At 69.5% G+C, this 26,660-nt stretch carries 22 protein-coding genes and 9 pseudogenes; 17 read left to right on the forward strand and 14 right to left on the reverse strand.

Features of this window, described 5'->3' with window-relative positions:
• Window positions 1-22: 22 nt before the first annotated feature.
• The 6 genes and pseudogenes from QC385_RS20300 to QC385_RS20325 all read left to right on the forward strand — a co-directional run bounded on the left by QC385_RS20300 (window position 23) and on the right by QC385_RS20325 (window position 5,180).
• A complete protein-coding gene (locus QC385_RS20300; protein ID WP_279542733.1) occupies window positions 23-865 on the forward strand; it encodes a thioesterase II family protein in 843 nt (280 codons plus the stop codon).
• Window positions 862-1,062 (forward strand): hypothetical protein, encoded by a 201-nt coding sequence (locus QC385_RS20305; RefSeq protein ID WP_279542734.1) that lies wholly within the window; start codon window positions 862-864, stop codon window positions 1,060-1,062. Before QC385_RS20300 ends, QC385_RS20305 begins: the two co-directional genes overlap by 4 nt.
• 50 nt (window positions 1,063-1,112) lie before the next feature.
• Entirely contained in the window at window positions 1,113-1,586 is a 474-nt protein-coding gene (locus QC385_RS20310; RefSeq protein ID WP_279542864.1) for a cysteine dioxygenase, read from the forward strand.
• A 972-nt stretch (window positions 1,587-2,558) separates the two neighbouring features.
• A pseudogene (gene tpg / locus QC385_RS20315) lies at window positions 2,559-3,039 on the forward strand (telomere-protecting terminal protein Tpg); the annotation flags it as partial.
• A 58-nt stretch (window positions 3,040-3,097) separates the two neighbouring features.
• A complete protein-coding gene (locus tag QC385_RS20320) occupies window positions 3,098-3,703 on the forward strand; it encodes a DinB family protein (protein WP_279542735.1) in 606 nt (201 codons plus the stop codon).
• A 532-nt stretch (window positions 3,704-4,235) separates the two neighbouring features.
• Window positions 4,236-5,180: a ribose-phosphate diphosphokinase gene (locus QC385_RS20325; RefSeq protein WP_279542865.1), complete on the forward strand. Its 945-nt coding sequence runs from the start codon at window positions 4,236-4,238 to the stop codon at window positions 5,178-5,180.
• Between the two features lie 129 nt (window positions 5,181-5,309).
• Here the strand turns inward: QC385_RS20325 and QC385_RS20330 are convergent, their stop codons facing one another.
• Window positions 5,310-5,756 carry a DUF1772 domain-containing protein gene (locus QC385_RS20330; protein ID WP_279542736.1) on the reverse strand — a complete coding sequence of 149 codons (447 nt, stop codon included), beginning with the start codon at window positions 5,754-5,756 and terminating at the stop codon, window positions 5,310-5,312.
• 91 nt (window positions 5,757-5,847) lie between these two features.
• Here QC385_RS20330 and QC385_RS20335 point away from each other — a divergent pair, with 91 nt between their 5' ends.
• From QC385_RS20335 to QC385_RS20350, 4 genes and pseudogenes are all read left to right on the forward strand, one after another.
• Complete coding sequence (locus QC385_RS20335; protein ID WP_279542737.1) at window positions 5,848-6,426, forward strand: TetR/AcrR family transcriptional regulator; 579 nt, start codon at window positions 5,848-5,850, stop codon at window positions 6,424-6,426.
• Between the two features lie 117 nt (window positions 6,427-6,543).
• Window positions 6,544-6,922 (forward strand): annotated as a pseudogene (locus tag QC385_RS20340) (IS481 family transposase); the annotation flags it as partial.
• A gap of 280 nt (window positions 6,923-7,202) precedes the next feature.
• Window positions 7,203-7,841, forward strand: coding sequence for an NADPH-dependent F420 reductase (locus QC385_RS20345; protein ID WP_279542738.1), 639 nt, complete (start codon window positions 7,203-7,205; stop codon window positions 7,839-7,841).
• Window positions 7,842-8,684: 843 nt separating this feature from the next.
• Window positions 8,685-9,344 (forward strand): hypothetical protein, encoded by a 660-nt coding sequence (locus QC385_RS20350; protein WP_279542739.1) that lies wholly within the window; start codon window positions 8,685-8,687, stop codon window positions 9,342-9,344.
• 525 nt (window positions 9,345-9,869) lie between these two features.
• Here the strand turns inward: QC385_RS20350 and QC385_RS20355 are convergent.
• Both QC385_RS20355 and QC385_RS20360 read right to left on the reverse strand, forming a co-directional pair.
• Window positions 9,870-10,410: pseudogene (locus QC385_RS20355) on the reverse strand (KR domain-containing protein); the annotation flags it as partial.
• Window positions 10,411-10,524: 114 nt separating this feature from the next.
• Entirely contained in the window at window positions 10,525-11,019 is a 495-nt protein-coding gene (locus QC385_RS20360; protein WP_279542740.1) for an NUDIX hydrolase, read from the reverse strand.
• Window positions 11,020-11,527: 508 nt separating this feature from the next.
• On the opposite strand from QC385_RS20360, the gene QC385_RS20365 reads away from it, so the two are divergent.
• The 3 genes from QC385_RS20365 (at window position 11,528) to QC385_RS20375 (ending at window position 14,549) form a co-directional block, all read left to right on the forward strand.
• Window positions 11,528-11,875 (forward strand): flavin reductase family protein, encoded by a 348-nt coding sequence (locus QC385_RS20365; RefSeq protein WP_279542741.1) that lies wholly within the window; start codon window positions 11,528-11,530, stop codon window positions 11,873-11,875.
• Window positions 11,876-11,998: 123 nt separating this feature from the next.
• A complete protein-coding gene (locus QC385_RS20370; RefSeq protein ID WP_279542742.1) occupies window positions 11,999-13,027 on the forward strand; it encodes an aldo/keto reductase family protein in 1,029 nt (342 codons plus the stop codon).
• A 331-nt stretch (window positions 13,028-13,358) separates the two neighbouring features.
• Window positions 13,359-14,549, forward strand: coding sequence for an MFS transporter (locus QC385_RS20375; RefSeq protein ID WP_279542743.1), 1,191 nt, complete (start codon window positions 13,359-13,361; stop codon window positions 14,547-14,549).
• Window positions 14,550-14,843: 294 nt separating this feature from the next.
• Here QC385_RS20375 and QC385_RS20380 read toward each other — a convergent pair.
• Window positions 14,844-15,035: pseudogene (locus QC385_RS20380) on the reverse strand (ATP-binding protein); the annotation flags it as partial.
• Between QC385_RS20380 and QC385_RS20385 the strand changes: the two are divergent.
• Together QC385_RS20385 and QC385_RS20390 are read left to right on the forward strand one after the other, a co-directional pair.
• Window positions 15,001-15,698, forward strand: a pseudogene (locus tag QC385_RS20385) (helix-turn-helix domain-containing protein); the annotation flags it as partial. The pseudogenes QC385_RS20380 and QC385_RS20385 overlap by 35 nt on opposite strands.
• Before the next feature lie 217 nt (window positions 15,699-15,915).
• Window positions 15,916-16,824, forward strand: a complete 909-nt coding sequence (locus QC385_RS20390) for a hypothetical protein (RefSeq protein ID WP_279542871.1) — start codon at window positions 15,916-15,918, stop codon at window positions 16,822-16,824.
• 226 nt (window positions 16,825-17,050) lie between these two features.
• On the opposite strand, the gene QC385_RS20395 is transcribed toward QC385_RS20390, so the two are convergent.
• Both QC385_RS20395 and QC385_RS20400 read right to left on the reverse strand, forming a co-directional pair.
• Complete coding sequence (locus QC385_RS20395; protein ID WP_279542744.1) at window positions 17,051-19,072, reverse strand: cell wall-binding repeat-containing protein; 2,022 nt, start codon at window positions 19,070-19,072, stop codon at window positions 17,051-17,053.
• 578 nt (window positions 19,073-19,650) lie between these two features.
• Window positions 19,651-20,115 (reverse strand): annotated as a pseudogene (locus QC385_RS20400) (Ku protein); the annotation flags it as partial.
• Between the two features lie 74 nt (window positions 20,116-20,189).
• Between QC385_RS20400 and QC385_RS20405 the strand changes: the two are divergent.
• Both QC385_RS20405 and QC385_RS20410 read left to right on the forward strand, forming a co-directional pair.
• Window positions 20,190-20,312, forward strand: a pseudogene (locus QC385_RS20405) (Rrf2 family transcriptional regulator); the annotation flags it as partial.
• A 336-nt stretch (window positions 20,313-20,648) separates the two neighbouring features.
• Window positions 20,649-20,858, forward strand: coding sequence for a hypothetical protein (locus QC385_RS20410; protein ID WP_279542746.1), 210 nt, complete (start codon window positions 20,649-20,651; stop codon window positions 20,856-20,858).
• 332 nt (window positions 20,859-21,190) lie between these two features.
• Here QC385_RS20410 and QC385_RS20415 read toward each other — a convergent pair whose 3' ends face one another.
• The 8 genes and pseudogenes from QC385_RS20415 to QC385_RS20450 form a co-directional block, all read right to left on the reverse strand.
• Complete coding sequence (locus QC385_RS20415; RefSeq protein ID WP_279542747.1) at window positions 21,191-21,505, reverse strand: hypothetical protein; 315 nt, start codon at window positions 21,503-21,505, stop codon at window positions 21,191-21,193.
• Window positions 21,506-21,536: 31 nt separating this feature from the next.
• Window positions 21,537-21,739 (reverse strand): annotated as a pseudogene (locus QC385_RS20420) (transposase); the annotation flags it as partial.
• Between the two features lie 103 nt (window positions 21,740-21,842).
• A pseudogene (locus QC385_RS20425) lies at window positions 21,843-22,136 on the reverse strand (Ku protein); the annotation flags it as partial.
• 171 nt (window positions 22,137-22,307) lie between these two features.
• On the reverse strand, window positions 22,308-22,898 hold the full coding sequence (locus tag QC385_RS20430) for a hypothetical protein (protein ID WP_279542748.1): 591 nt from the start codon (window positions 22,896-22,898) through the stop codon (window positions 22,308-22,310).
• Window positions 22,895-24,205 carry a hypothetical protein gene (locus tag QC385_RS20435; RefSeq protein WP_279542749.1) on the reverse strand — a complete coding sequence of 437 codons (1,311 nt, stop codon included), beginning with the start codon at window positions 24,203-24,205 and terminating at the stop codon, window positions 22,895-22,897. Before QC385_RS20435 ends, QC385_RS20430 begins: the two co-directional genes overlap by 4 nt.
• Entirely contained in the window at window positions 24,202-24,996 is a 795-nt protein-coding gene (locus QC385_RS20440) for an ABC transporter ATP-binding protein (protein WP_279542750.1), read from the reverse strand. The genes QC385_RS20435 and QC385_RS20440 overlap by 4 nt, the downstream gene beginning before the upstream one ends.
• Window positions 24,997-25,032: 36 nt before the next feature.
• Window positions 25,033-25,833, reverse strand: a complete 801-nt coding sequence (locus tag QC385_RS20445; protein WP_279542751.1) for a hypothetical protein — start codon at window positions 25,831-25,833, stop codon at window positions 25,033-25,035.
• Window positions 25,830-26,369 carry an RNA polymerase sigma factor gene (locus QC385_RS20450; RefSeq protein ID WP_279542752.1) on the reverse strand — a complete coding sequence of 180 codons (540 nt, stop codon included), beginning with the start codon at window positions 26,367-26,369 and terminating at the stop codon, window positions 25,830-25,832. Before QC385_RS20450 ends, QC385_RS20445 begins: the two co-directional genes overlap by 4 nt.
• Window positions 26,370-26,660: the final 291 nt, after the last annotated feature.

The following is a 26,660-nucleotide window of genomic DNA, read 5'->3' on the forward strand; positions in this document are numbered from 1 at the left end:
GATCTGTCACGGAGACCTCAACGTGAAGCGAACCGCACACCCCCGCGCGACGCGCGCCCACGGCTGGATCGTGGGCGCGCGGCGCCCGGCCGCACCGTCCGTCCGACTCTTCTGCCTCCCCTACGCCGGAGGCGGAGCCTCGACCTACGCGGCATGGCCGGCCCTGTTCCCGGACGACATCGAAGTCTGCCCCGTCGAACTGCCCGGCAGGCTGACCCGCTGGAGCGAGAAACCCTTCGCACGGGCCGAGCCGCTCGTCGAGACGCTCGCCACCGCACTGGCGGGCGAACTCGACGTCCCCTACGCCCTCTTCGGCCACAGCATGGGCGCCCTCCTGGCGTTCGAACTGGCCCGGACGCTGCGCAGACGCGGCGCCTGCGAACCGCAGGTCCTCTTCGTCTCCGGCGGCCCGGCACCCCAGCTCCCGCGCCGCTGGGAACAGGTCCACGACCAGCCGGACGACGTCGTGGTGGCCAGACTGCGCGACCTGGGCGCCGTCCCGGAAGACGTCTACGCCGAACCGGAGCTGCTCGAACTGCTCATGCCCACGATCCGCGCGGATTTCTCGGTCGTCGAGACACACGTGCACCGGCCCGAACCACCACTCGGTTGCCCCGTCGTGGCCTTCGCCGGCACGGAGGACCGGGAGGTGCGGCCCGACCAGGTGGCGCCATGGCTCCAGCAGACGACGGGCGGCTTCACCCGCCACCTCCTGCCCGGCGACCACTTCTTCCTGAACAGCGCGCGAGACACGCTCCTGGACACGGTCCGCGCCGCGCTGAGGGCCGCGGCCGGGCAGCCGTCCACAGCCGCGGAACACCCGATCGACCCCATGGACCGCCCCGAACGAAAGGAACAGCCATGACCACGACGGAGGCCTTCGGCCTGACGCTTCCCCGGTGCTGCGCCCACCTCATGTCCTGGGACGACGGCCCCTTCACGGCCCCCACGCACGCCGCCGTCCCCGCTGGTCTCCCGGCCGAGAAACGGACCTCGGAGTCCCCGACAGCCGCCGAGCCCACCGCGGTCCGGCTGTCCGCGCCCCGGGCGGTCGGTGCGTGAGCGACAGCGACCTCCAGATCGCCGGTGACATCCTCGACGTCCCACACCTCATGCGGCCACCGCAGGAGCACCCGGTCACTGTCGCCGGGTTCGTCGGACTGGCCCGCTCCCTCGCCGAGGACCGCTCCCAGTGGGAACACCTCGTCCGGTACGACGCGACCGGCCGCTGGCACCACCGGCTGCGCACGGGCCCGGGCTACGAGGTATGGCTGCTGTCCTGGGTACCCGGGCAGGGCAGCGGGCCGCACGACCACGGCCGCTCCTCCGGCGTGCTCACCGTCCTGGACGGCACGCTAACGGAGCGGACGCACGTGGGCAGACGTGTACTGCGGCCGGGCGCGCAGCGCGTGTTCGCGCCGGGGTACGTGCACCAGGTCGACAACGACGCACTGGAGCCGGCGGTGAGCCTGCACGTCTACCACCCGGCCATGACCGACATGCCGCCACCCACGGCCGCCCATTGCCGTTGCTCTCGGCAGGAAGCGAGCGGTCGTAGTGTGCGCGACCGGCCTGGGGTCCGGTGAGCCTCGAAATCCTAGGTAGAGGTGGGATCCGAGCGGGCTCCGTCGGCCGTTCCCGGGGTGGAGCACAGGGGAGCGTCCGCGGCGGAGGCAGAAGGGCACTCGCGGCCGGGGGCGGCCCGAAGGATCAGGGTGTCGGCGAGGCCTCGGTAAGGGACATCCAGTCTCGGACCGTCTCCTGATGCGAACCTTTCGCTGTGCTCGTAGCCACTGCCTTCGCGTCCGCCACAGAGCACGGTGCCCCTGCCCGGGTCAGCAGGACGAGGGGCCACTCCGGGCCCGCGCCGGCTGACTCTCCGTCGAAGGCGATCCAGTTCCAGGGCCCGTCGAACCGCCATGCCCGGCCTGCGGCGTCGGCGACCTCGTCGCCCACCTGGAGAGGCGTACGGACGCATCAGCAGTTCGAAGGTGAAGGGGATCCCGTCGCCAGGGTGGATGGTGTATCCCCAGCCATCGAGATGGCTCCCGTCCGGGAACTCGCGGTACGACAGACCTCGGCGCAGCACTGTCACGGTCTGGGTGGGATACGGCAGCCAGGCCGTAGCCAGCGGAGGATCGTGGTGGTCGACAGCCGTCACGTGCACCACGGTGGGTGGCACACCGACCCGGCAGACGTCTCCCTCCTTCAGCTGTTCGGGCGGCGGGTCGGTTCGAAACAGCTCGAACTCGACATCAGGCGAGGCGTGTCCGCCGCTGCCTACGCCGAGCGCGACGACCCCGTTCCAGTGCGCGGACTCGCTGCCGGTGTCGATTTCCCACCACGGCCATCGAACCGCAAGGTGACCCCACTTGAGACCCTGCTCGACCCTGGTCGCCGTGTAGGGACAAGCGACCGACAGCACGTCGCCGGCCCGGAATTCCTCCCCATCCACCATGTGGCCAGGTTAAACGGGTCACCCTGGCCTTCCTGAAGTGCGGTGAGCTTCCGGTCCTCGCTTCGGTCCGAGATCCACCCAGCGCTGCGGCACGCTCGTGATGCGGCAGCCCTGGAGGGGCATCAGGCGTTTCACCCGCGCCATCCCCAAGTCGGCCGGCGCTCAGGTGCGTTACTCGTCAAGCAGCTCCACGGAACCCGCGCCGTGGCCCCGACGCCCTCGATATCTCCCGGCGCACCGTGGAGCGTTACGTGAGGACCAGATCCGTTCGGCCTCGCGCCGGCCTCGCGGGGCAGCGCCTGGAGGACGCGGTACGCGAGCGGCGGCAGCCCTGCATCCGGGGGCTCAGGGTAGGAAGCAGGCGGCCACCAACACCGGCCTAGTTATCGACACCCGCGCTCGGTTCGGCTTCACCGCCGCACCGGCACCACCGACGACGCCCGCTGCGCCACCTGACCACCGCCCTGCCCCCGCAGCACGCGGCCCGCCTCTTCGTCGAGGCCTACCTCCGCGACGGCGGGCGACGCGCCCACGGACAGGAAGTGGAATTGGAATACGCAGACGTCGACCACCCTGAATGGTTGCGGGCCATCTACGGGATCTTGAGACCACGAGCAGCCCATGGCAGGCTCATGCCGCATGATCGATGAATTCGCGAAAGACAACCTGCACGGGAGACTTCGACGGGACCGCAAGGCGCTGCTCTGGAAACTCGACGGCTTGTCCGAATACGACGCCCGTCGACCTTTGACAGCGACCGGGACCAACCTCCTCGGCCTGGTCAAACACGTGGCCACCGTCGAGGCCAGGTACTTCGGCGAGGTCTTCGACCGCCCTTCCCCGGAACCGCTGCCCCGGTGGCAGGACTCCAACGGCAGCGATCTGTGGGCGACGGAGGACGAGACCCGCGATCAGATCATCGGGTTCTACCGGCGCACGTCGGAACACTCGGACGCGACGATCAACGAGCTTCCCCTCGACGCCCCCGGCCATGTGCCGTGGTGGCCGGAGCCTTATCTCAACACGAACCTGTTCGCCATCATGGTCCATGTCCTCGGCGAGTCCATCCGGCATGCCGGGCACGCCGATATCCTGCGCGAAAGCCTCGACGGCCGGACCGGGATGCGCCCCGAAAACGAGCAGCCGATCGACGAGGAAGCCCGTGCAGCCTACTGCGCGAAGATCGAGCAGGCCGCCATGTCGGCCGCACCAATCAAGGCTGAGAGGTTGTCTCACGTGACTTGATGTTCGAGCGGCATGATGCCGGTCCTGGGTGCCGATCTATAGAAGCGTCTGGTTCCTGATGAACTCTGGGAGCGGGCCGCCCCGTTGCTGCGGTCATTCGCTTCGCCGTCGACGTTCGGCATGTCGCCCGTCACCGCGCATCGCCGCTTCACGGTATGGACCGAGGCCGCCCGGTGGCGTCGTGTGCACCGGGCGGTGCTGGACCGAACTCGGGGCCCGGGGCGAGGTGGACTGGACCTCGGCGATCGTCGACGTGGTTTCCGCTCGTCGGCGAGGACGGGCGCCACCCCGACCCCGTCGACGAGGCACCGTGCTGACCGGCTTCCGCCCCGACCGCACCTTCCTCGAGGAGCTGCGCCTGGGCCTCGACGAGCGCCTCCAGGCTCGGGTGGAACTGGCGCCGTTGATTAACCCCAGCCAGCACTCCTGCGGCGCCGTCTACCCGCCCCCGCAGTTCGCGCCGTCTGGGGGCGCCCACGCCGAGGGGCCATTAGCATGTGGCATGCCCCGAGTCGATCAAGCGAGGAGTGTCGTGCGAGAGATCGCCGTGTTCAGCGGTAGTGCCCACCCCGAGCTGGCGGCCGAGGTGTGCGCCCACCTCGGGGTTCCTCTGAATCCGGTGCGGTTGAACCGGTTTGCGAACGATTGTCTCGAGGTGCAACTGCAGGCGAACTGCCGCGAGCGGGATGTTTTCCTGATCCAGCCGCTGGTCACTCCCGTGCAGGAGAACCTCGTCGAGCTGTTGCTTATGTGTGACGCCGCTCGCGGGGCGTCCGCCGGCCGTATCACTGTGGTGATGCCGCACTACGCCTATGCCCGGTCCGACAAGAAGGACGCGCCAAGGATCTCCATCGGCGGACGACTGGTGGCGGACTTGCTGGTCACCTCGGGAGCAAGCCGTGTTCTGGCGCTGACGCTGCACTCGCCGCAGGTGCACGGGTTCTTCTCTGTCCCGGTGGACCACCTGCACGCGCTGAGGGAGCTTGCGCAGCACTTCCGCCGGTACGACCTGTCCAATACCACGGTCGTGTCCCCGGACCTGGGCAACGCAAAGGAAGCGGCAGCCTTCGCCCGGCTGTTGGGCACGAAGGTGGCTGCTGGGGCCAAGCAGCGCTTCGCCGATGACCGGGTGAGCATCAGCTCTGTCATCGGGGACATTGCCGACCGGGATGTCATCGTGTTGGACGACGAAATCGCCAAGGGCAGCACAGTTCTTGAGCTCTTGGACCGGCTGCGCGAGTTGGGAGCGCGTTCGATCCGCGTCGCGTGTACGCACGGACTGTTCTCGGCGGGAGCCCTCAAACGATTGTCGGAACAGCCCGATGTGCTGGAGATCGTGTGCACCAACACCGTGCCCATACCGATCGAGCACCGCACCGACAAATTGCGGGTCCTGTCGATCGCCCCGGCGTTGGCTGAAGCGGTCCGGCGCATCCACAACGGCGAATCAGTGAGCGCGCTGTTCGACGCGCCCTGACCTCGCTCAACAGCCAGCCGACCCCCGCCATCCAGCGCGGTCGCCACCGGCAGTTGCGCGGCGCTGGCCACAATCAGCGCAGGGGGCCGCGAACTCCGATTGCGCTGATCGCGGTGTCGGCCCGCGGTCTCAGGCGAGGGCGGCGACGAGCAGGGTGAAGGCGGTGATGATGACGGCGACGCGAACGTAGTGGAAGCGGTCCCAGCGGTTCATCTGCTGCTTCCAGTCGGCGGGCCGGTTCTCGGGGGTCCATGTCTTGCCCCGGTTGTTGATCGGGACGAGCAGCAGGAGCGACATGATCACGCTGAGGATCAGCAGCGCGCCGGCGGTGGCGGCGAGGCCGGCGCCGTCGTGGTGCCATCCGGCGATGGCCCAGACCGTGACGAGGACGAGCGAGCCGATGTACCAGACCGGCATCACGGCGCCGAGCATCCGGCCCCCGTGGGCACGGCCGAGTTGGCCACTGTCCTCGGGGAGGGCGTTGAGGATCGGGTTGATGACGAAGGCGACGGAGAACTCCACCCCCACCATCAGGCCGACGACCACGGTGGTGAACACCTCGAGTGCGTTGAGCATGATGACCCCTCCAGGGATCTAGCGCTGCTAGATGATGAGGCAACGCTAGCGCTGCTGCCGCTCGATTGTCTAGCGGTGCTAGGATCGAATCATGTCGGTACATGAACGCAAGCAGCGCGAACGGGCCAGTCGCGAGCGCCTCATCGTGGCGACGGCCCGTGAACTCGCCGAGCAGCAGGGCTGGGACGCGGTCACCACCCGCCGGCTCGCCGAGCGCATCGAATACAGCCAGCCCGTCCTCTACAGCCATTTCCGCGGCAAGCGCGAGATCATCGGCGCCGTCGCCCTCGAGGGTGCCGCCGAGATGGCCGCGGCGCTGCGGGCCGCGACCTCCACCGCGGACGGCCCCCGCACCCGGGTCACCGCCCTCGCCCGCGCCTACCTCGACTTCGCCGAACGCAACCCGGCGGTCTACGACGCCATGTTCCAGCTCGACGGCGGCCTGGCGTTCGCGCACGAGGACACCCCCGAGCCGCTGAAGGACGCCTTCGCCGCCCTGCTGGAGACTCTCGGCGAGGTCGCTGGGGACGGCGTCCACCCAGGACTGTTCACCGAGGTGTTCTGGGCGGCCCTGCACGGGCTGGCCACCCTGACCCGGGCGCGGCGGCTCCCGCCGGAGGACACCGAGCGCAGGGTTGAGCTGCTGGTGGACCGGCTTGCCGTGGTCTGACGCACCGCCCCAGCGGGCACGCAGCCGGAGTCCCCGGACCCGCTGCCTGCCTCCGGCATTGCTTCTGGTCACTCGCGCCCACACCACGCAGCCGCTGACTGCCGGGCCCCGTACTTCCGATGGGCCGCCACCGACCGGGCCACCGGCGAATCCGTCCGCCGCTTTGAGCGCGCACGCCCCGGCGAACTGCTCCACATCGACGTCAAGAAGCCCGGCCGCATCCCCGACGGCGGCGGCCACAAGGGCCTCGGCCGCGCAGCCGGCAGGGCCAACCAGGACCGCCGCAACGGCACTGGATACGCCTGCCTGCACACCGCCCTGGACGACCACTCCCGCCTGGCCTGCACCGAAGACCTGCCCGACGAGAAGGCCGCCACCTGCGCGGCAGGCCGCCACCTGCGCGGACTTCCTGCGACGGGAAACGGCCTTGTTCGCCGCACGCGGCATCACCGTCGAGCGAGTCCTGACTGACAACGCCGGGGCCTGCGCCAAGAACGCCTGGCGGCGGCCGTCGGGATCACAGCCGCCCTCACTCATCCCGTGTGCCCGAGTCGTCGTCCCAAAGCTCAGGCAGGTGTGGCACGGTGCCGCCGGCGTCATCGAGGGCAAGCCCCGCTCGACGCTGATGAACTTCTCGCCTCGTGTCCGTCATCCGGGTGACGGTGGCCTTCCTTCACGCACAGCCTTCGGGCCTTGGGAAAGGGATGCAACGGCGCCCTTCGGCATCCCTGGACCCGACGGCGTCTTACGCTCCGTCGAACCGGAAGGCAGCAGCAGTGAGGATCAACATTGTGGGGCCCGGCAACATGGGCCGCGCCATCGCCACCCGTGCCCTTGCCGGCGGCCATGGAGTGCGCATCGTCCACCCCGACTCTGACCCTGCCCGGGCACTGGCGGAGGAGCTCAGGCAGCGGTTCCCGGACGGTGAGTGCGACTGGGCCGCTTCGGTGGAGGCGGCCGATGTCACCGTGCTCGCGCTGTGGTACGACCCGGCCTTGCAGGTCGCGAGATCCTCGGTGGCTGCACTGTCCGGGCAGATTCTGGTGGACATCTGCAACCCCATCGACGTCTCGACCATGGATGGGCGGGTGACACCCCCGGACAGCTCGGCGGCCGAGGAGATCCAGCAGATCGTCGGCACCGACGTGATGGTCGTCAAGGCGTTCAACACCACCTTCGCCGGTCCGCTGACGACAGGCGAAGGCCATGACTTCCCGCTCGACGTCCTGATCGCCGGAGACGACTCCGCAGCCAAGGACAAGATCGCGGACTTTGTCCGCTCCGGCGCGATGCGCCCGTTCGACGTAGGACCCCTGCGCAGAGCCCGGGAGCTGGAGGCGATGGGATTCCTGCACATCTCCCTCCAGCAGCCACTTCAGCTGAACTGGCAAAGCTCGATCAAGATCCTTCCCTAGACAAGCCGCGGCGGGACCGCGCTACGCGAGGAAGAAGCGCACTCTGGCTCGCGCTCACCCGTAGCAGCCAAAGCCTGGAACTCACCGGGCCGTCCGGCGCTCCTGCCCACTCCGCCAGTTGTGAGGAGGTCGGGCTGCTGCCCGGCCGCGAACGCGTTGACCGGACGGCGAACAGACCGATGCGACGATGAAGAGTGGCGTGTAGAAGCTGGACAACAGCAGCCGGGTGGTCCAAAGGCTGGGCCCCTGCTCGCACTCGAGCCGGTAGGTGCACCCCGGGAGGCCATCGAGCGGTTATCGATCGTAGAGGGCACGCTCATCCCGGTCCGCGACCGGAACGTAGGGCCGGCTGAGCGTGCGAGGACGTTTCTGCCGGCCATGCCTGCGTCGACGGGGCCGTCCGGGCACGGATCTCCGGCGGAACGGACGCGCAGCGCGTACAGGTGGGCTTCGGGCGCGCGGTCGAGCTGCTGAGCCGGGAGCGGGTGGCCAGCAAGCAGAGCGCGGCCGCCATGCGGGAGCCGCTCACCCGGACCGCCACCGCCGCCGCCCCGCTCATGCGCTGCTCCGACCCGGCCGTCGTCACCGCCACCAAGCAGCTGCTGAACGCCCTATCGGACATGGAGGACACCGCGCGCCTGGAGGCTTCCCAGGAGGCGGCCCGCCCGGCAACGCGGCCACCGCGCCTCGGTTGTCCTGGTGGGCAAGTCGCCGTGCCGTGCACACGACCTGATCGCGGCGGTTCTTCCCAGGATGCGAAACGCTGCAGTCCGGCCGCACTCCTCGTGCCGGCAGTTGCACCACCAGGACCGCCGCCAGTGTCAGGCCGATACTGTGACCGGCGTGAGTGACGGCATCGCGTGGATAGGCGCACACCACCACACCCCTCCATCGGCCGTGCCCGGCATGCTCGGCGGCATCTCGCTGACCCTGGCCCGAGGCGTGGAGACGGACGAGTTCCTCATCAACCTGGGCGCCGACCTCGACGAGCTGGCCGCGCGCACCCCGTGCAGGGAGCTGCGCGCACCGGCCGGACAGCCGGGCCAGCCTTCCCCCCGGCTCAACCGCGCCATGTACGGCACGTGCGGTGAGTGGACGTACGTGCTGGAGGACTGGGGCATGGCTACCTGGGCGACCGGCTACCAGGGCAAGGTCGAGTCGATGCTTCCCTGTGGGGGCGAGGAGATCCTCTGCCTGACCGCCAACCGTTTCAGCCCCCCGGCGGTGATCATCCATGCGCCCGATGCCCGCGCGTTCCGGGCTGACTTCGGCACCGACACCGGGCAGGGCTCGGCCCTCGATGCCGCCCTCAGCGCCGCGGGCGCGGTGTTCCCGTCGATGCCTGAGGCCAGTGAGGCCGAAGTCGTCGCGTACTCCGAGGAGTATGGCGAGCGCCTGTCCGAGCTGGTGTTCACCGCCGTGGGCGCCTACACGGGCGCGGCCATCGACCAGGACGTCGTGAAGGCCGGTGACCTTCCCGGCGTCCTCATCGCCCCGGCCTGACCGTCTGCCGCGTAGACCGCAGACCTCCCGACCGGACCGGATCGATGCGAGAGCTGCGGAGCCGTTCACCCGGATGTGAAGGCACGCGAGGCGGAGGGATCGGCCTGCGACGTCGCCGACGAGATCGAGCCCGTGCGGGCGGCGAATCCACGCCGGCGGGCGGGGTTGCCGTCATCCCCGCTGCGCGGTGTTGAAGGGGATGACGGCGGCGGTCTGCGTGGCCTTCGCGGTCCCCGCCTGGTGAGCCGGTGGAAGGCGGAGCCGCTTCTCACCTTCGCCCGAGGCAGCCTCAAGAGCGTCATACCGTGGTCGAGGGTCTCACCGTGGCGTTCGATCAGCTCGGCGATAGGTGCCGACGCGCAGGTCGGCGTCGATGAAGGCGGTGGCCCGCCGACGTCCCGCTTCGGCGGCGGTCAGGCGCACGCGGGCGTAGCCGTGCACAGTGAGCGGCCAGGTGAAGGGTATGAGGGCCAGGCCGTGCATCGCGGCCCGGCAGCGGCCGATCAGCGTCGGGTCGTCCAGCGGTTACGCGATGGCGGCCAGCGCCGCCGCGACCGTGTCCGCGAGCGGAGTGGTGGGACGGCCCGTCAGCCGTGCCAGGTCGCCCGGCGTGGTCGCCGGCAGCCCGCGCCGATCGCGGCATCCGGGTCCACGAGGATCTCGGCGAACGGCTGCGGCAGGCCCGCGCCCGTCAGGATGGACAGGTGCGTCTGGGCCGGGACGTTGTCGTACGTGATCGTGCAGCCGAGCTGCCGGGACAGCTCGGCGGCGTACTCCGCAAGGGACCAGGCGACGTCGCCGCTCAGCTCGTACGCCTGGCCGAGGTGGCCGTCGCCGGTCAGGACGGCAGCCGCCGCGGCCGCGTAGTCGGCGCGGGCGGCGGAGGCCACCCGGCCCTCACCCGCGCTCTGGGCGACGGCGTTGTACTGCAGTCGGGGGCGAGCTGGTCGGTGTAGTTCTCGGTGTACCAGCCGTTGCGCAGAAAGGTGTACGGCAGCCCAACATCCAGGATCAGCTGTTCGCTGACCTTGTGCGAGGCGGCCAGCTCGAAGTCGGCCTCGGGCCCCGTCGAAGGCCATGTCAATCGGATCAAGATGCTCAAACGCCAGATGTTCGGCCCCGCAGGCTTCGCCCTCCGGGGAAAACGAGTCCTGCTCACGCCATGACGCGGGCGGTCGGTTCAGAGGCCGAGCAGCACAGGTCTGGCTGGAACACCGGAGGTGAGCAACGCCCTCAAAGGAGTCGCAAGGTCGCGGGGGGAAAACAGGTCCGGACCGTCATAGCTGGCGATTTCCTGTGGGTGCCACCACTCCAGACCGGTGATGTTCTCCTCGGCGAGCTCGTCGTCGGACAGCGCCCCGCGCGGGTTGAACCCTGCAGTGCGCACGAGGAAGTAGTCATTGACGACGCCGTCGTAACCCGCTGCGTGCCCAGGCGCCACCACTTCTTGGTGCCACACGTGCGGGGGGTCGGTCCTGACGGCGAGGCCCACCTCTTCCCGCAGTTCGCGACGTAATGCGGCAAGCGGCATCTCGCCCTGTTCGATTCCTCCGCCCGGAGCTGCCCACACCACCGTTCCCGCCGGCTCCGGAATCGCGAACCGACAGAGAAGGATGCGGTCCTCCTCGTCGAGGATGATCGCGCGTACTGAGTGACGCAGGTTCACGGATGGCATCCGGACACGCTAACTGCCTGGGCAAGGGTGATGTCCCAGCGAGCGCTGATGGGTCGCCAAAGACCGTTCTGCTGTTACATCTTGAGCCGGGCGAGCAGTGGCTGGAACGGGTCGACTTGGGAGACGTCCCGTATTCCAAGGCTCTCGCGGAGATGCAGGAGTGGGTCCCACAACGCCAGGCAGCGCTCCACGGGCCAGCGTCGCTGTCACGGGTGCATGGCCAAAAGCGGTGCTGCGCGGCCCGGCCGCCGCCCTCGTCATACTGACTGCCACCGTCTCCTCACCCGCTCATGCCACAGAGTCACTGCCGCCGTCCGAGGGGGTCACCTCGGTTCGTCAGGGTGATCTTTGTCGATGTGCCTGATGGGCTAGCAGTGCGGGTTGAAGGAAATGGAGGATTTCTGCCGCTGGCTTGACGACGCCGAGGCGGGCCAGACCGCCACGTTCACGCTCCAGGACCGGGCGGTCGAGCGGGTCCTCCGGCCCTTCACGTCCTGAACGAGCACGCATGGTCTCGGCCAATGAGCTCCGGACCGTGCTCGCACGCCCCGTGTCCTTGGACCCACCGCTCGTTCTGGCCGGTGAGGCACGGTCGGAGCGGACGCTGACCGCCATCCACGAGGCGGGGCGCTTCGGAATCAGCCATCTTGGCGAGCAACATCGCGCGGTGGCAAGCCTGTTCGCTACAAAGGGGACCGACAAGTTCAACGGCGAATGGACGGCGCTGGTGCCGCACGGTTCCCCAGTGCTGCCGGACGCGCTGTTCGCCATGGACGGCGCCGTGCGCCGGACATTCCCGGTCGGTGACCACGAGATGGTCACCGGGGCGGTCGAGACGGTCCGCATCGGCGAATGAATACCGCAGGTGTATCACGACAGGACCATGCGTCTCCTCGCCGACCGTCACCCTGCCGACACCTTGGTGCCGGTCGACGCGGCTGCGGCGCGCCACCATGAGGAGAGAGGCTAGGCAAGGTCAATGGAACATCGTCAGCTCGGTCGCAGCGGCCTGATGGTCAGCGAGGTCACGTACGGCAACTGGCTCACCCACGGCGAACTGACCGGCCGCGAGCAGGCTGTGGCCTGTATCCGGGCGGCACTCGACGCGGGGATCACCACGTTCGACACCGCCGACGTATACGCCCAAGGGGCCGCGGAAGAGCTGCTCGGAGCAAGCCTGCAAGGCGTCAGGCGCTCCTCCCTGGTGATCATGAGCAAGGTGTGCCTGCCGACCGGGGACGGTCCGAACGACCGCGGACTGTCCCGCAAGCACATCATGGAGTCCTGCGAGGCCTCCTTGCGCCGGCTGCGGACCGACTACATCGACGTCTACCAGGCCCACCGCTTCGACGAGCGGACACCTGTCGAGGAAACACTGGTCACCTTCGACGACCTGGTGCGGCAGGGAAAGGTCCTTTACCTCGGTGTCTCGGAGTGGACCGCCCCGCAGATCGAATCGGCCCTCACCATGGCGGGCGAGCTCGGGTTGCGCAGCCGGATCGCGTCCAACCAGCCGCAGTACAACATGGTGTGGCGAATCATCGAGCCGGAGATCGTCCCGCTCTGTCTGCGTGAGGGCATCGGTCAGCTGGCCTTCCAGCCTCTCGCGCAGGGCGTGCTCACCGGCAAGTACGGGCCCGGACAGGACTGGCCCGAGGACTCACGGGCGAACGCCGGTGGCCGGGCGCCCAGTTTCATCAACCGGGTCCTCGGCCGGGAGCTGCTCAGCAGTGTCGAGAGCCTGCGCCCGATCGCCGCGGCGTCCGGTCTGTCCCTCGCTCAGCTCGCCATCGCCTGGGTGCTGAGCAGGCCGGGAGTCGCCTCCGTCGTCGTGGGCGCTACCAGGCCCGAGCAGGTTAAAGAGAATGCGACGGGGGCCGGCAAGCCCCTCGTTGAGGACGTATTCCGGCGGATCGACGAGGCTCTGGGCGATCTCATCGACCGCGATCCGGCGAAGACAGCCCAGATGATGGCGGTGAAACCGGCCTGGGCCAGGTCGCGGAGCTGACCCACGCGGGCGTGTGATGCCCGGTCGGATAGGCGAAGGCCCCCGACCAGGCAGCTCTGCTTGTCCTGCGCCGCGCCGGCGCCTGGGTATCACCGTGGACGCCCAGAGGGCCGGGCGGGACAGTGCCGCGTCGGTGTCCGTGGCGGTGGCCCGTGGCGAAGGCCGCCCAGGCGTCGCGGGCTCGGTCCGGGCCTCCGGGACATACGTACGGACCGCTGAAGGTGCTTGTCGGGGGCGCGTACTGACGTCCACGGGGGAACCCGACACGTCCATGGGGCCGGTGCGGGCACTGGCCGCGTTCGTGGAAGGGAGGGCCCTGTTGGGCAGGGAAGTGACCGCACGACCGGCGGGATACCGGCAGGTGATGTCGGTGCCCGGGTGGCGGCCCTGGGCGCTGACCACACTGCTGAGCCGGATCCCCGACGCGATGGCGCCGCTGGCGCTGGTGCTGCTGGGCCATCAGACGGGATCGTTCACCGTCGGTGGACTGGCCTCCGGCGCCCACGCCATCACCGAGGCCGCGCTGGCGCCGTGGCTCGGCGTGCTCGCCGATCGGTGGCGCGGCCACCGCTACGTGCGGGTGGCGCTGGTCGTCCGCGCCGCTGCCTACACCCTGCTGGCCGCCACCGCAACGGTGCTGCCCGCCGCGGCCCTAGTGATCCTGGCGGGCGTGGCGGGCGGCATCGGGGCCGGAGTGCCCGGACAGCTAAGAGCGCTGCTCGCCCGCACCATGGACCCGCCGCTGCTGCACCCGGCGATGAGTCTGGACACGACGCTGCTGGAGCTGGCCTGGACCGTGGCCCCGGTCGGCGTGTCCGTGCTGGTCGCCGTCGGCGACCCCCGGCTGGCGGTGGCCACCATGGCCGTGCTGGCCGCCGCCGCGGCACTGGCCTCGCTGCGCCTGCCGGCGGCACCGTCGGACGGCGACGGGGCCGACGGCGCCCGGCGTTCGGGACTGACGCTGGGCCCGGTCCTGCTGCGCGCGGCCCTGCCCTCCCTCGCACTGGCGCTGGTCGGCGGCTTCGCCGGCGGCGTCCTGGATACCGCGGTGCCACCTGTGCTGGACGCCTCCGGTTCCCCCGCCTCGCTCGCCGGGGTCCTGTTCACCGGCTACTCCATCACCAGCGTCGTGGGCGGGCTGATCTACGGGCTGCGGCGCTGGCCGGGCAGGATCCACCGCCAGGCGGCGGCACTGCTGGCGGTCCTGTGCCTGGTCCTGCTGCCGGCGGCGCTGGTGCCCAGCCTGCCAGTCATCGCGGTGAGCATCGTGGCGGCGGGGTTGTTCGCCGCGCCGCAGCTCACCGCCCGCTCTCTGACCCTGCAGCGGGACCTGCCGGAGTCGGCGTGGAGCGCCGGGTTCTCCGCCCTGTACGCCGCCAACGGCGCCGGGTACGGCCTGGCCGGTTTCGCCGTCGCCGCCCTGCTCCCCCTGGGCGCGCACTTCGCCTTCGCCATCCCCCTGGCGGTCTGCATCGCCGCCGCCGTCGTCGCCTTCCTCCCTTCAGGAACCGCCCGTTCCTGAGCCGGCACGGGCTCGTACCTCCGTCGGCGCCGCGACCCGCCGACCTCCACGAACTCCGAACTGCGCCCACAACCGTCGCTGCCGCGCAACCCCGGCTGACCCCGGCACCCGAGGAGGTATGAGCTGTGGCAACGGCCTGAGGCGTGTTGCACAACGGAGCCGGCGCTGGCGGCGGAGATCGCGGCGCGCACCCCCGCGGTGCCTTACCGCGGTTGTAGAGCACGCCGTCTGACCCGCCCGGTGAGCAGATCCGGCGATCTGCGTCTGGCGGCGTGACTCAGCGAACCTGGCGGCCGCCTCGTCTCCGATCGGGTCGTCGGCCAGTACCACCGTCGCGGTGATCCGCTTGCTCACCGGTTCGCGGTGCATCTCAAAGCTCCGGCACACGGCCATCACGATCTCCAAGCCGTGCTGTCCGGCCCGCCTCGGACCCGCGGCCTGGGCGATGGGCAGGCGCGGTTCGCTGTCCCAGACCGTCACCGCGATGATGCTGCTGGCTTCGGCCGGCGGGAACCAGGTGCCGGTGATCGCCCAGCTGGTACAGGCCGACGAGGACACCGTCCGCGATGTGATCCACCGCTTCAACGAGATCGGCCTGGCCTGCCTGCACCCTCAATGGGCGGGAGGCCGTCCCCGCCAACTCGGCCCTGGATAGAGGACTTCGTCATCCAGACGGCTACCACCCGCCCACCAAGCTCGGCCAGCCCTTCACTCGCTGGTCACTGCGCAAACTCGTCGCCTACCTGCGGAATGTCCACGGCCGGGTGATCCGCATCGGCCGCGAGGCGTTACGCAGCCTGCTCGCCCGCCGCGGTGTCACCTTCCAGCGCACCAAGGCCGGGAAAGAATCACCCGACCCGGACCGCGAGGCGAAGCTGGACCGGATCGAGGAGGTCCTGGACCGCTTCCCCGACCGGGTGTTCGCCTTCGACGAGTTCGGACCGCTCGGCATCCGGCCCACCGCAGGGTCGTGCTGGGCCGAACCGGAAGCATCCCGACCGGGTGCCGGCCACCTATCACCGCACTCACGGGGTGCGCTACTTCCACGGCTGCTACTCGGTCGGCGACGACCGCCTGTGGGGCGTCAACCGCCGCAAGAAGGGTGCGGCGAACACACTGGCCGCGCTGAAGTCCATCCGCGCCGCCCGGGGCCTGCTCCCTCCGTTGACCATCGAACCGCGCTGGGCCATGGGGCGGGTGGTGGCCTGTAGCGAGCGCGACCCGAAGCTGCTGTTGGGGCAGGAAACCACCCCCGTCGGAGATGGCGTTCGCCGGGGATGGTTTCCTGCTCGTCCCGGCCGAGTACGCCGGCACGTCGATGAGCGCGCCGCGGTGAGGCCGTTTCACATGTTCATCGGGAGGATCTGTGCGTTCGGCGCTGATATGGCTCGTACGGCTGTGCTCACTCGCGGCGTGGGTCGCGGCCGGCGTCGCCTGCATGTGGCTGCTGGGGGCCACCGCCATGGCCCGGCCCTGGCGCGAACCCTTCGTGTGGGGTGCCGTCGCCGTAGGGTGTGCGGTGGTGCGGGTTGTGGCGCTGTGGATGCTGCGCGGTGAGCCCAAGCACGACGGGTTCACGGACGAATTCTGGGTCAAGCTTCGCACCGCTGTCCTCTGGGTCCTCGTCGCGTTCTCCTCCGCCGTGCTCGCCGTCGCTCTCCTTACCTCGTCCAACGCGGGCGACAAGCTCGACACCCTGCGAGACGCGGGCGCGGAGGTGAGCACCGCGGTGGTCGTGGAACGGCAGTCGACACGACAGGAGTTGAGCGATGGCGTCGTGAAGGGATACGTGTCCCGGCTCGTGGTCTCCGTGCCCGGCGGTGCCGAACGGCTCACCGTGCGCGGTGCTTTCACGCACGACAAGCCCGGCAAAGGAACCGAGGTCGACGTCCTGTGGGCCCGGTCGGACCCCGGTCTCGGCGGTTACGTCAATGAGAGCAAGGACCTGCACACGCTCGCCGAGAACCGGTGGAAGGCCTTCCAGGACGACGAGTTGGGCGTGGGCTCGTTGATCGCCTTCATCGTCGTCGCGCTCATCGGAGCGATCCTGACCCCGGTGTTCGCCCTCGTGCCCGACGCCGACGACCTTCAGGAGGTGGCCTGGTCGGCGCCGTTCCAGACCGTGCGCACAGCGTTGACCGTGCTGGTGTTCTGGGGCTGGAGTCCCCTGATGCTGGGGAGCCAGCCGAGCCTTCCGCAGATGCTCGTCGCCGTCGGCAGCTTCTGCCTCATCCTGCTGGGGTACGTCGCCACCTCGCTCCGCGGCTTCGGCTGACGTAGACGACGCCCTTTCGAATGAGGCGAGCCCACCAGTACCACCCCGAAGACATGAGTCTCAGGTGCCGCCGACTACTTGCCTCACGTGCCAGAAGCGCAACGTTCTGACGAGCGAGTACCGGCCGAGCCGACCGAACGCCAGGCCGGTCCCCGCAGCATCGTCCGAGCGGCCGCGACGAAGGCCCCGACCGGCTGACCGATCGGGGCCCTGAAGTCCGCGAGGGCTACTTCGTTGCCGTCACCCGCAGTGGCGCGAGATCCGGGCTCGGTGCGGACCCGGAGCCGCCGGACAGCGGCTGCGCGGTCGTGGTCTGCGGCGCCACGCCCTTGTAATACGGCGTGTAAACGTAGCGTGTGCCCACGCCGATCGCCGCACCGACCTTGGGGATGAGGGAGGCGTCGACCGATCCCGAGCCGCCGAAGACGGCCACGTGGTACATGCTCGACGACATCCGCATCAGGTACCGCTTGGTGTCGTACGGCAGCGAGGTGACGTCGGTCCACAGCAGCGGGCCGTAGGTGGTCATCGCCGAGGACGCGGAGACACCGCCCCGCCAGCTCCCCACGGAGGCCACGGCGGCGTTCGACGGCAGCGACCACCACAGGTTGGCGAGCTGTACGGCGTTCGACTGCGGCGTAGAGCCGGCGACCCGGTAGTAGCTGTACGAGCCGGGCCAGTTCGGCATCTTCCCGGCCTTGTACGCCTTGGTCAGCGCCGACTCGGCGTCGATCCCCACCGTGATGATCTTCGTCGTGCCGGGACTGTACTTGTTGAGGTACCCGTAGACCGACGCGGTCATGGTCGAACCGTCGGTCAGCAGGACGGTCGCGGTACCGGCCGAGCCCATGGAACCGGCGGCGGAACTCGCCGCGAGGGCGTTGTGGTAGTCGGCGCCGGTGGCGAGGAAGACGTACTTCGGCGTGCTGGTGATGGCCTTGGCCACGGCCACCGAGGTCGAGTAGCGCGAGACGTCGGACAGCCGCTTGGCCACGTACCCGAGCGAGGTCACCTTGGACGCCACCGCGCTGCTGAGGATCTTGGTGCCGCCGACCAGGTACACGGTCCTGCCCTTGGGCAGCATGCGCTTGAGCTCCGTCTGCACCGAGGAGTCCAGGCCCGTCCCGGAGGTCATCAGCACCGGCCCCCTCTTCTTGCCGGCCAGCGATGTCGCGGTGGTGGCGTAGGCCGCGTCGGACTTGCTGATGAGCACGGCCGCGTTCGCGTTCGGCAGGCCGGTTGCGCCGGCGCCGACCGTGTTCCAGGTCCACTTGGACGACGCGATGTTGGTGTCGTAGGTGTCGGAGCCGTAGACCCGGGAGATCGCGTTGTCCCTGAGCGGCTGCCAGGCGACGTCGGTGCCGGTGCCCTGGGGCACCTGCGTCTGCGTGCCCGTGCCGAGGTCGTGGATCCGCACCTGGGGTCCGCTGGGGATCTCGGGGTCGCCGGAGACGAAAACGTCGTACGCGATCCGGTTGCCCTGCGGCGACCAGGCGGGCCGGTTGTGGTCCACGGCGTCCGTGGTGAGCTGGGTGAGCCCGGTGCCGTCGGTGTTGACCTTGAAGAGCTGCCTGTGCCCGCCGACCGACCGTGTGAAGGCCACCGACCGGCCGTCCGGGGAGATGCTCGGGTCCTTCGCGTTCTCGGCCAGCTTGGTGAACGCCCCGGAGCGGCCGTTGTAGACCCAGACAGCCGGGGCGCCCGCGGTCCCGCAGCTCGTGCCCGTGCGTACGAAGGCCAGCATGCCGTTCACCGCGCCGCTGGGCTCGGAGTCGCAGCCGTCGACATCGGTGCCGAACAGGGCCTTCGGTGCGCGGGTGCCGTCGGCCGCGGTCAGCCGCAGCCGGCCGCCGGCCGTGAAGACGATGTCACCGCCGCCGTTCCAGAAGGTCGGATCGGCAGGATGCCAGCCACTGCCCGACGGCATGGCGATGTCGGCGCCGGTGGTCTCGGAGTCGGCCCATGCCGTGCGGAGGTGGTCGTCGTAGTGGTTCACGAAGGCGACTTGGCTGCCGTCGGCGGACCAGGCGCCCTGGTCTCCGGTCGGGTGGAACTGGGACCACGATGACCCGTCGGGACGGACGAACGCCATCTGACCGCCCACGTCCGTGTAGAGCAGCTTCCCGTCGGTGGCCGGCCAGTTGCCGGGAACGGCGGCGGCCGGCCCGGGAAGCGCGGCGATGAGGCCCGCCGCGAGCGCGGCGGCAGAAGTGAGCGCCGCGGATCTGCGGCGCGTGCGCAGGTTCAATGTGCTCCCCACAGTGAATGGATGGCTGCCGATCCCCTCCCCAAGGCGAATGGACGGCTTCACGTTCGTCCGCACGACAGCGGCGAAACAATAGCCGCAGGTCACGATCGATGTGAAGACGGGGGCTCCCGGCTTTACTGGCCAGTGACCAAGCACCCTGAACCTGCGGTCGGCCGGTGATACGTGTCGCCACCTCGCTCCGCGGCTTCGGCTGACGTACGACGACGCCCTTTCGAATGAGGCGAGCCCACCAGCCCCCCGAAGGCATGAGTCTCACGTACCGTCGACTACTTGCCTCACGTGCGTGTCCATGATGGCGAGAGCGGTGTCGATCTCCTCGTCGGTCAGCTCGACCGGGGGCGGGCGGGAGCAACTCGGAGGGATCGCGGATCTCGTCGGGCCAGCGCATCGCGTGTAGGACGATGACGTCGTCCCTGATTCTCACCAGGCCAAGGTGCTCCCGGCCGGACCAGGCGTACTTCGCGACGGCGACCTTCGACGAGCGGGCGGGCGCTTCCCCGGAGCAGCTTGTACGGCTTGGCCGCGACCTGCCCGGACGGCTGGAGGTAGTAGCCCTCGCCGATGCGGATCGGATCCACGGACTCCAGCGGGACGAACGCTTCGAGCCCGATCGCCTTGGCCGTCGGCAGCGGCAGGTCCCGCAGCTCGTCGTCGCTGATGGGGATGACCTGCTCCTTGCTGAGCTGGTAGCCCTTGCCGATCTCGTCGTTCGTGACCTCGCGGTCCTCGGCCTCGCAGAACCCCTGACCCGCACCCGGCCCGTGTCCTCCAGGTGGTACCGGTGGAATCTGACCGAGTGGTCCTCGGTGGCGCTCTGGACGTTGATCGGCACGGTGCGGTCGACTGAACCGAGCCCGGAATATTCGCTGGTCAGAGGCCCTATCTGCCAGCTTCCCGGCCAGGCTTGAGACGGACGATGCTGCCCGGGACTCAGCGGGCTTCGTGCTGCCGGGGACCGGTGCACTGATCGAGACAACAAACCCGCTGCGGCCATGCGTCCTGCTCGACGCGGAAGGCGCCATCGTCGGCCGGTAGAGGCGTTCTTCTCAGAGCTCCAAGCCTGCTCGCGGCCGGCGACGGCGATCCGCTCCTACGGGGTCACGGCATCCAGCCGGCGATGCAGAGCATCTACGAGGGTATCGAGGAGACCCTGAGACACGAACCGGCCCGAGTCACGCTCGAGAACGTACTCCGGGACGTACTCGCGGCACCTCGCTAGCCTCCCCTGACGCCCTGACATCACCAAGATCCCCATCCATGCCCAGCACCCGGGGGCGAACTCTCCTACCCGCACCCGCTCTTGAGTCCTTCAGCTGCGTGAACCGGTGCGGGGCGCGGTGCGCACCGTCGACGGGGGAGCGCGACCGGCTCGGCAGGGCCCCATGCGTCCCTGCGGCGCAGCTGAGACACCCCACCCAGAGCAACCCGTTTCACGCCCGAGCGAGACCAGCGGCGCCATGCCCACCTTCGGCCGGGTCGCCGTCCCTGCTCGGGCTGTCCGATTGCGCAGGGCATACTTGCTCGACGTGCTGTTCGCCGAAGAGGGGAAGCGACCTTGTCCAGCGGTAACGTGGTCGTCGGCCTTGTTCTCGTCGGGGTGTGCAACCTGGTACTGGCTCTCAACACCTGGTCCCGCCGTGAACTGTGGGATTTGGACCGAGACTTGATGCCAAAATGGGTTGCGCTGATGAACGGCAGGGCCGCACTGAACTACCAACTCGCGGCAGCCGTGTTCTTCTTCGGACTTGCGATCGTCCTCGCCTAGAGCCACAGAGTTGGACAGCGTCCGCGTCTTACGGCGCGTCCTGTGCTCGGCGGCACCCTGCGGCGATGCAGGCAGCGCACGGCCGCCGGAGGTGCTCGGTGGCCACCTACACGGCCGGCAAGCCCGAGCCCGGCGCCTTCCGCCTCGGGCCACGCCCGGCCCGGCGAAGCTGGAGGGTGTCCAGTCGATCCTGTGGGCGGCGGAGGTGATGGAGCAGGGCCTCAACCCTGCCCGCCACATCATGGGAGGCGACGCCCCCCCCTCCTGGGCGAAGGAGTAGGGCTGTGGGGGAGATTGAGGACGCGATCGAGCGCGCCGCCGATCCATCCGTCCTATCTCGCCTTGTGCAGCAGGGCTGCAACGCGGGTGGCGGCTTTCTCGCCTGCTCGCTGCTTGATCAGGCCTTCCTTGGCAGCTGCACGAAGCCGGACCACCGAGCTGTTCTCCCCGCCCTTCGACACCAGCGCAGTCACCACCACAGGATTCATGCCGCCAGCGCCGCCACTCGCTACGACACGGATGGTCTCTCCGTCCCTGCCAGGGGCAACCTGCCTGGTCTCGACTGCTCGCCCTACCTGATTGAGCACCCTTGAGACGCGCTCCACGGTGTCGTCAAACGGCAAGGGGATGACGAGGCGCATGGTCATCGGGCTCAGCCCGAAATGGCGTCCCTTATCCGGCCGCCTCCAGGAGCACGGCGAGGATCCGTTCCCAGGTGCCGTCCACGTCCCACTGAGCAGCCGTTTGTGAGCGGCCTGGAACGAGCCCAGCTCGTACGGCAGGTCCCGCCAGGGCGAGCCGGTGCGGCACTTCCACACGATGGCCTCCAGGGTTCGACGATGGTCGGCCCATCGCCGACCACGGACTGGATCGGCCGGCATCAACGGCTCGTTCCGGCCCCACACCGGCGTCGGCGGCCACACCCCAGCCAGCCGCGTCACCAACCTGCCCCTCGACTACCACCTCAACGCCACCGTCGCCGAGCGGCGACCTGATCTCATCCGGCCAACGCATCGCATGCAGAAGATTGACGTCCTCGCGAACGCGGAGCAGGCCCAACCTCTCCCTGCCGCTCCAGGCGTACTTCGCGACGGCCACCTTGCTGCTCCGGTCCAGGGCCATGCGCAGCAGCTTGTACGGCTTCGCGGCGACCTGCCCGCCCGGTGCCAGGTAGTAGCCCTCGCCGAGCTTCAGGGGGTCGACGGAGTCCAGCGGTACGAACGCGACGATCTCGATGGCTTTCGCAGCGGGCAGGGGCAGGTCCCGCAGCTCTTCGTCGCGGCGGCAGCGGAGACCCGCTCCGCGGCAGGCCATCCGGGGCCACACCTGAAGCACCCGAGAAATCAACCGTGCCGCCGGTGAACTTCGCACCGCCGAAGGTGACTGTGTCACCGGTGAACTTCGCATGGTCGAAAGTGACCATGCCGCCGTTGAACCACACAGGCTCCGTCACAGATCTCCGGCTGTAGTACGTGGGCCCCGGCTGACGTAGGCGGCGGTTCCGGCGACGGTGAGTACCGCCGCGACCACGGCCGCGGGTCGGCTGTCGGAGGCCTGTGTCTGCCAGGTCAGTGCCTCCCCTGCGGTGCCCATGCCCGGGAACGCCGCCGCGCCGAGCGTCCACCCGAGAGGCAGGAACCACGAGCGAGCGGTGCCGACCGTGACTGTCCCCAGGGCGGTCAGGCCCAGCAGGCCGGCCGCGTCGCGGACGACACATCCGAACGGCCCGAACCGCGTGCCGGTGAGCAGTGTGGCCAGCAGCAGCATGAGTACGCATCCCAGGGCCGTGGCCAGGTGGGACATCCGCAGCCACCCCCACGGCCTCGCCGCCGTGCGGTCCAGGATGTCGTCGGGGCCTCCGAGCGTGGTGGTGGCGACGGCTACCAGGAGCAGGACCGTCAGGGCGAGTACGGCGCTGCTCACCTCGCCCTCAACGCTGAAGGCCGTCGCCAGCAGCCACGCGATGGCAGTGCCCGCGCCGGCCGCGCCGAGCGCCGCCGGCACCTGGCGCGAGCGGACGTAGAGCGTCAGTCCTGTCATCGGGCGCCTCCGCTCAGGAGGTCGGTGGTGTCCTGGCACTTCTGGGCGGCCTGATAGACGGCGATAACCCGGGCTTCGGCCTCGGCTCGCGGCAGTGCCTGCAGTCCCTTCCAGAGCTTGACGGCGTCCGGGTCATCGAATTCGAGGCCATCGGGACCGGCGGTCGGCTCCCGGTCGAGCAGCCAGTAGGCCGCAGCGGTGGCGACTGTCAAGTTCCGGTTGTCTCCGCAGCTGAGAGGGCCGGTGAACACTCCGGTGAGCATCGTCGGTTCGAGCCGTCCCGGGTGGGCGAGGTGACCGTGCTTGTCGACCGTGATACTCATCAGCGCGGTGTCGGCCCGCGACCTCGGTGACGTAGGAGGAGAGAACGTGGAGGTGTCCTCATGTGCCTCGACGATTGATGTTTTCGTCAGGAGTTCCAATGCGCGCCGGGCCTTGGGGGTTACCTCGGGCAGCAACCCTTTGTGCGCCCGGCTGACGCAGACCCGCGGGGTGTCGTCGGTGCACACCAATTCCTGGGCCACCGGATCGAGCGTCCCTTGGTCGTAGGCATCGCCGGTCGGCACCACCAGGGCCGTGGCCGTGGCCCCGATGGCCAGCGGCAGCAGCGCGGCGAACGCGAACTTACGGTTTTGGACGACGAAGAGCACGACGCCGGCCACCGCAACCGCGGCCATCCAGAGTGCCTGGGCGGCGCTGACTCCGCCGTCGACGGTGTCGTAGTCGCTGAACATGCTCATCCCCATGGCTGGGGAGAACGCCGCCGTGAATCCGCCGTCCGGAAGGGCGTGGGGCGCGAGGATCAGTAGCGCGAAGCCGATCACGGCCAGCGCGGGTGCGGTGGCGAGCGCCGGCACCAGGCGTCCGACGGCCAACCCGAGCCAGACCGAGGCGATCATCGCGACCAGCCCGACGGCCACGACGAAAAACGCGGCCGGCGGCAGGTAGCGCGCCGTGTCGGCGATCCGTGGTGCCGCCGCGAGGAGCGTGACCAGGTAGGCGACGAGCACCGCCAGGGCCGTCGTGGCCAGGATCGGCACCACGCGCTGCGGTCTCGGGCGGGGCACGGCGGCGAGCAGTTCGGCGACGTTCGCCCGGTGCTCGCGATAGGACTGCCAGGCGCCGGCGGCCATCGCAAGGGGGGAGAGAACCGCGAGGTATTCGCGCTGCGTCATGGCCAGCGCCATCCACCCCGTGGACCATCGCCCCGCGGTGGCGTGGAGGACGATCGTGCTGGCGACGGCGATCAGGAGCGCGGCGCCGAGGGCGGCCGAGCGCCGGAGCTCGATGCCGAGGATGTGGTTCATGCGTTGCTCCGGTGCCGGCGCAGGAGTGCGGAGTAGCCGCGCTCTGCAGGGCTGTCGCCCGCGTCGCCCTGCCCACCGCGGGCGATCAGGTCGTCGGGGGTGCCCTGGAAGAGGAGTCGGCCTTCGTTCATGAGGATGACGTCGGTGCAGGCAGCGACGACGTCCTCGACGAGGTGGGTGGAGACCAGGACACAGCTGTCGGCGCCGAGGTCACGCAGCAGGTCGCGGAAGTCGAGACGTTGTTCGGGGTCGAGTCCGACGGTGGGCTCGTCGAGCAGGAGCAGTTCGGGGTCGTTCACGATGGCCTGGGCGATGCCGGCCCGGCGCAGCATGCCGCCGGACAGCGTCTTCATCTTGGCGTCGGCCTTGGCGGTGAGACCCACCCGATCGATCGCGCGTTGTACGGCGTCGGGTATCGCGGTTTTGGGCATTTCCTTGAGCCAGGCCATGTACGCGACGAACTCGCGGACGGTAAACCGCGGGTAGAAGCCGAACTGCTGCGGCAGATAACCCAGTTTGCGACGCACCTCGCGCAGGTCGGCACGGCCGTCCACCTGCGCGCCGAGCAGCGTCAATGAGCCGCTGGCGGGCTTGACGACGGTGGACAGCGCGCGCATCAGCGTGGTCTTGCCGGCGCCGTTCGGGCCGAGTACACCGTGCACGCCGGCAGTCAGCGTCAAGTCGAGCCCGTCGACGGCCAGGTGCCGGTCGGCCCGGACACGCAGTTCTTCTGCGTGGACGAGCCAGGGATGAAGGGTGGGAGCCGTTTCGGCAGCACGCACCGCTCGCATAGGTCTCTCCTGTTGATCCTGTTGATGGGAGGGGGGTCAGTTGCCACTGGTCAGGCGGCGGAAGTGCGTGGCGGCGAGCGGTGTGATCGCGGCAAGGGCCACGGTGGCCACCACCCAGTCGGTGGTGCTGCCCGGCTGCAGTACCGGGGACAGGGACTGGGCCGCAACACTCGGCAGCAGGACTGCCGCGGACCAGACCACCGCGAGTCCGATCGCCGCGCGCCGTACGCCGATGAGGGCGCCGAGCACGAGGGTGGCCCCGGTGAACGCCAGGCACGGCAGCAGGGTGAGGGCCAGCGAGGTTCCGGTGCTCACACCCGCCACCAGCAATGCCGGAAGCACGACGACGAGCACCGCGAGCGTCCGCCGCAGCACCATGGCCAGGCCGGCTGCCGGTGTGGTGGCGATCAGTTCCCAGGCGGGGTCGATCCGCCGGCTCCAGGCCACCGCGACGCCGGGCAGCGGAGCCACCGGGGCCAGCAGCAGCACGAGCGACGGCAGGCTCGGCTCGGCGGAGTCCAGGAGTACGCCACAGCCCAGCACCGCGACGGTCACCGCGAGCCAGGGCAGCAGCGTCCACGCGAGCCAGCGTCGGTGCACGGCCGCTGCTGGTGTGCATTGCCGGGTCGGCGACGGGCTCGCTTCGATCTCCTGGCCGAGCGAGACGGCGACACGGTCGAGCAGATCCGTCGTGGCAGGGGTGGCCTTGGCGGCCAGTGACTCACGGCAGTTGGCGCACGCGTCGAGATGGACCTCGATCGACCAGAGCGCGGCGTCGTCGAGTCCGTGCCCGCCGTCCGCGTAGCGGGCCAGGATCGTGGTGGTGGGATGAGTCATGAGAGCGCCTTCCGCAACGCGATCCGAGCCCGCCGCGCGCGGGTTTTCACCGTGCCCTCCGGCATACCGAGCAGCACCGCCGTCTGACGGACCGACAGGTCATCGAGCACCATCGCCTGCAGCACCTGCCGCAACTCCGGTGGCAGCCGCAGCAGCGCCTGTTCGAAGTTCTGGTCGACGCGGTTCGCCATCACCTCGTCCTCGGCGGCCGGCGCGGTCGTATCGAGCAGGGCAACCGTCGGCACCCGCTCCTGCCGGGCACGTCGGCGGAACGCGTCGACGAGACGGTTCGCGGCGATCGCCCAGAGCCAGCCGACCGCACTGCCCTCGGTCACGGAGCCCGCATAGCTGCCGGCCGCACGCCAGACCGCCAGGTAGGTTTCCTGGAGCACGTCGGCGACGACGTCGTCGTCGGCGCAGCGGCGGCGGAGCCGCACCGCCAACCAGGGCGAAGTACGCCGATACAACTCGTCGAACGCTGCCCGGTCACCACCGGCGACGCGACGCACGAGTTCTGCCTCGTCGAGGTCTGTCATCCCTTTCACGATCAGGGAGACGAAACGACCGTCCATTCAGGTTCTCGGACGCTTCGGCGGCTACCGAAGCAACAGCGCTTTACGCCGAGCGCGAGGCCGTCCACATCGCCGACCGGCCCGATCGCACCGTGGGCAGCTGCCTTGGATCGCCTCGCGTACGCGGGCCCCGCGCTCGCCGGCGTCGTTACCGGGCGCCAAGTCGACCCTCACTGTGCAGGGGTTCGCCGGAGTCGTCGGCCTCGACGACAGCGCCCCCGACGCCGAACCGGCCGTGATCACTGGTCACAAGGC

It is taken from the genome of Streptomyces sp. DH10 (assembly GCF_029813805.1).
GTDB lineage: Bacteria > Actinomycetota > Actinomycetes > Streptomycetales > Streptomycetaceae > Streptomyces > Streptomyces coeruleofuscus.